This is a genomic window from Phenylobacterium sp. (assembly GCF_044371015.1).
GTDB lineage: Bacteria > Pseudomonadota > Alphaproteobacteria > Caulobacterales > Caulobacteraceae > Phenylobacterium.
The window spans coordinates 1-4005 of record NZ_JBILUK010000274.1 but is presented as its reverse complement, the minus strand read 5'-3'; the positions used below and the strand labels follow the sequence as shown (position 1 = coordinate 4005).

At 69.8% G+C, this 4005-nt stretch carries 4 protein-coding genes and 1 pseudogene; all 5 read left to right on the top strand.

Annotated elements, in window-relative coordinates; genetic code table 11:
* On the top strand, window positions 1-278 hold a 278-nt coding region (locus ACIQ3R_RS16180), incomplete at its 5' end, for a hypothetical protein (protein ID WP_397419885.1).
* Entirely contained in the window at window positions 278-1768 is a 1491-nt protein-coding gene (locus ACIQ3R_RS16175) for a class I adenylate-forming enzyme family protein (RefSeq protein ID WP_397419884.1), read from the top strand. The genes ACIQ3R_RS16180 and ACIQ3R_RS16175, both read left to right, overlap by 1 nt.
* Before the next feature lie 24 nt (window positions 1769-1792).
* Window positions 1793-2767 carry an enoyl-CoA hydratase/isomerase family protein gene (locus tag ACIQ3R_RS16170; RefSeq protein WP_397419883.1) on the top strand — a complete coding sequence of 325 codons (975 nt, stop codon included), beginning with the start codon at window positions 1793-1795 and terminating at the stop codon, window positions 2765-2767.
* The gene (locus ACIQ3R_RS16165) at window positions 2764-3804 is read left to right on the top strand and encodes a CoA transferase (protein ID WP_397419882.1); all 1041 of its coding nucleotides are present in this window, start codon (window positions 2764-2766) and stop codon (window positions 3802-3804) included. Before ACIQ3R_RS16170 ends, ACIQ3R_RS16165 begins: the two co-directional genes overlap by 4 nt.
* Window positions 3801-4005 (top strand): annotated as a pseudogene (locus ACIQ3R_RS16160) (hypothetical protein); the annotation flags it as partial. The gene ACIQ3R_RS16165 and the pseudogene ACIQ3R_RS16160, both read left to right, overlap by 4 nt.

Sequence of the window (4005 nt, the reverse complement as noted above, 5' to 3'; positions counted from 1 at the left end):
GCGCGGTTTGCGACACCGAGGTCGTGGTGGTGCGGCCGCCGAAGACCCCGGCCAGCCTGGAATGCGGCGGCCACGCCGTGATCCCGCACGCGCAGGGCAAGCCTGAGGGGCTGGCGCCGTCGGCTGATCATTCCGGTGGAACGGCGGCGGGCAAGCGCTACACCGATCCCGAGACCGGCATCGAGGTGCTGTGCACCAAGGGGGGCGCGGGGTCGCTCTCCGTGGACGGGCGGGCTATCGGCGCCGCCGAGGCCAAGAAGCTGCCGTCTTCCGACTGATGCATACCGCGCTACTGCTCGACATGATCGCCGACGCGGCGCCGGACCGGCTGGCCCTGGGAGCGCGCGCCGAGGGTCTGACCTTCGCCGAGACCCGGAGGCGTGCGCACCACGGCGCGGCCTGGCTGGAGCAACTGGGTGGAACCAACGTCGCGTTCCTGGGGCTGAACGGCCCCTCCCTGCCGATTGCGGTGTTCGCGTCAGGCATGCTGGCGCGACCGTTCGCGCCCTTGAACTACCGCCTGCCGGACGGCGACCTGCGCAAGCTGCTGGCCCGCACGGCGCCCTCGGTGGCCATCGTGGATGACGACATGGTCGGGCGTCTGGGGCAGGCGGAAGGCGTCACCATCGTCAGCCGGAGCGCCTTTGACGCGGCCTGCAGGGTCCAGGGCGATTGCGAGGCTCAGTTCCTGGATGTGGATCATGATATCGCCGTGCTGCTGTTCACCAGCGGCACCACCGGCGAGCCCAAGGCGGCGATCCTGCGCCACCGCAATCTGACCTCATATGTGATCTCGACCGTCGAGTTCCTGGGTTCGGAGGATGGCGAAGCGGCTCTGGTCAGCGTGCCGCCCTACCATATCGCCGGCGTCTCAGCGATCTTGACCGGCGTCTATTCCGGCCGTCGCATCCTGCATCTGGATGCGTTCACACCCGAGGCGTGGGTCGCCACGGCGGCGGCCGAAGGGATCACCCACGCCATGGTCGTGCCGACCATGCTGGGTCGGATCCTGGATGTGCTGGAGACCACCGGCGAGACCCTGCCGGAGATGCGGGCCATCAGCTACGGCGGCGGTCGCATGCCGCTGCCGACGATCGAGCGGGCGATGAACCTGCTGCCGCACGTGGACTTCGCCAACGCCTACGGCCTGACGGAAACCTCATCCACCATCTCGATCCTGGGGCCGGACGATCATCGGATGGCCGTCTACGCCGAGGATGAAGCGGGCCGGCGCCGGCTTGGATCGGTCGGCAAACCGTTGCCGAGTCTCGAACTGGAGATCCGCGGTCCGGACGGCGCAGTCCTGGGCCCCAACCAGTCAGGTGAGATCTATGTGCGGGGCGAGCAGGTGTCGGGCGAGTACGCCGGCAAGAAGGTCACTGACGACGACGGCTGGTTCGCCACCAATGACGGCGGCTGGATGGATGATGAGGGCTATCTCTACGTCGAGGGCCGTCTCGATGACGTGATCGTTCGAGGCGGTGAGAATATCTCGCCGGGTGAGATTGAGGATGTGCTCCGCGAGCACCCGGCCGTCAGCGATGTGGCGATCCTGGGTTTGCCGGACGATCAGTGGGGCGAAGCCGTGGCGGCCGTCATCGTGGCCGGCGAAGATCGGCCCTCGACCGACGATCTCGCCGCCTGGGTGAAGGCGCGCTTGAAATCCACCAAGACGCCCGAGATCTGGGATTTTCGCGACGCATTGCCCTACAATGACACCGGCAAGCTACTACGTCGCCAGCTCAGGGCCGAGTTGGCCAAGGCCTAGGCCGCAGCCCTCTCGGAGGCCCTTATGGCGGGCGCCGCCGCCCTGATCGCGGACCTGATCGCCCTGGGCGGGGCGGGAATTGACGTGACGCCGGCGGATCAGTCGCCCGGAGACACGTCCGCGGTGGTGCGTGTCGGCGTCCATCGCGAAGGCCCTCGACCGGACGGCCCGCACCTTGAGGCCTTCGATATCCTGCTGAGCCTCGAACCGGACGCGCCTCGGCCGTGGGTCGGCGTGCAGGATGTGGATTCGGTTCTGGCGTCGTTGAAGGCCGTGGTCGCCGCCCAGCCCGTGGCGGCTTCGGTCTGTGCGCAGGTGTTGAGACTCTCCCCGGGCCTTTCGTTCGACGGCGCCTTGGCGGTGGAGTCGATGGCGTTCTCGATGCTGTTGGCCTCTGACGGTTTCAAGGCGTGGCGTGCAGACCGGCCGGTCAAGGCGCGTGCGGACCCGGGGGGCCAACGGGTCGGGATCGACGTGTCCGAGTCCGGGATCGCCCTGCGCCTGATGCGACCTGATGTGCGCAACGCATTCGACGCCGCGATGCGGGATGCGTTGAGCGAAGCGCTGCTCTTCGCCCTCGAGCATCCCGATCAGCCGGCGGTGACGCTCTCCGGCGAGGGGCCGTGCTTCAGCGCCGGCGGCGATCTGGATGAGTTCGGCGCGGCGACGGACGTGGGCCTGGCGCATCTGATCCGCACCCTCCGGTCCCCGGTGCGATTGGCGCGTGGTTTGGGAGATCGACTGACGGTCGAGTTGCACGGCGCCTGTGTCGGCGCGGGGATCGAGGTCCCGGCCGCCGCCGGGCGGGTCGTCGCGCGGGCGGGTTCGGTCTTCCGGCTGCCGGAGGTCTCCATGGGCCTCATTCCCGGCGCGGGCGGAACGGCGAGCCTGCCGCGCCGGATCGGGCGTCAGCGGGCAGCCTGGCTGGCGATCTCCGGCGCGACGCTGGACGCGGAGAGCGCGCGCGTCTGGGGGTTGCTGGACGCCGTAATCCCATGACTCCCATCGCAGACGAGTTGAAGCGGCGGGCCGCCCAGGTGGCGGATCTGTCGGCGCAGCTTGGACACCGGGTGGACCTGGCGTCGCTCGGCGTTACGGACCGGACCGGGGAACTGGCGCTCGGTCCGGCCGGGGAGGCCGTATCGCCCAACGGCGCCTGTCGGATGTTTCGGGCGGCCGATGACTGGATGGCGCTCAACCTGGCGCGCGAGGAGGATCGCGAACTCGTTCCCGCCTGGCTGGAGACGGACGCCACCGATGAACCCTGGACCCTCATTGCGGCCGAAGGCGGCCGTCACGGGGCGGACGATCTCGTGGCGCGGGCGACCCTACTGGGCCTCCCGGCGGCCCGGGTCGGCGAAGTGGCCTGGAGAGACGACGAGCCGATCCGGATCGTGCAACAGCACGATTGGCCGCGCGTCCCGGCCCCTCCGGCCCGGATCCGGGTGGTGGATCTCTCCGCGCTTTGGGCGGGACCGATGTGCGGAGCCGTCCTGGCCGCCATGGGTGCAGAGGTGACCAAGATCGAGAGCGTCCGGCGTCCCGATCCGACGCGGCTCGCCACCCCGGGCTTCCACGCGCGTCTGAACGTCGCCAAGACTCTGCTGGCGCTGGACCTCGCGACGCGGGAAGGACAGGCCGAGCTCCGCGCCCGCGTGCTGGCGGCGGACGTGGTGATCACCAGCGCCCGGCGACGGGGTGTCTTATCGATCGGACTGGACCCTGAAGCGATGCTGGCGGCGCGCCCCGGCCTGACCTGGGTGGCCATCACCGGCTATGGATGGCGGGGGGGCGATGCGCCTGGCGATCCGCCGGAACGCGTCGCGTTCGGAGACGACGCGGCCGCGGCGGGCGGACTGGTGGGCTGGAACGAGGCCGGCGAACCCCGGTTTCTGGGTGACGCGCTTTCGGATCCCCTGACCGGAGCGGCGGCTGCCGTGAGCGCCATGGCGGGAATCCTGCATGGAGGCGGTTGCCTCGTCGATGCGGCGATGGCGCAGAGCGCGTCCCGAGCGGCTCGATGGCGCTCGCAATGAGCGACTGGTTGATCCGGAACGTCGAGGTTGAAGGCCGCACAGGTCTCGACGTGCGGGTCGCCGGCGCGCGCGTTGTGGAGATCGGCGTGGACCTCCGCGGGCCGGGCGAGGTGATCGAGGGCTATGGCGGCGCGCTGATCCCCGGCCTGCACGACCACCACATCCACCTTTTGGGTCTCGCCGCGAGCATGGTCTCGACCG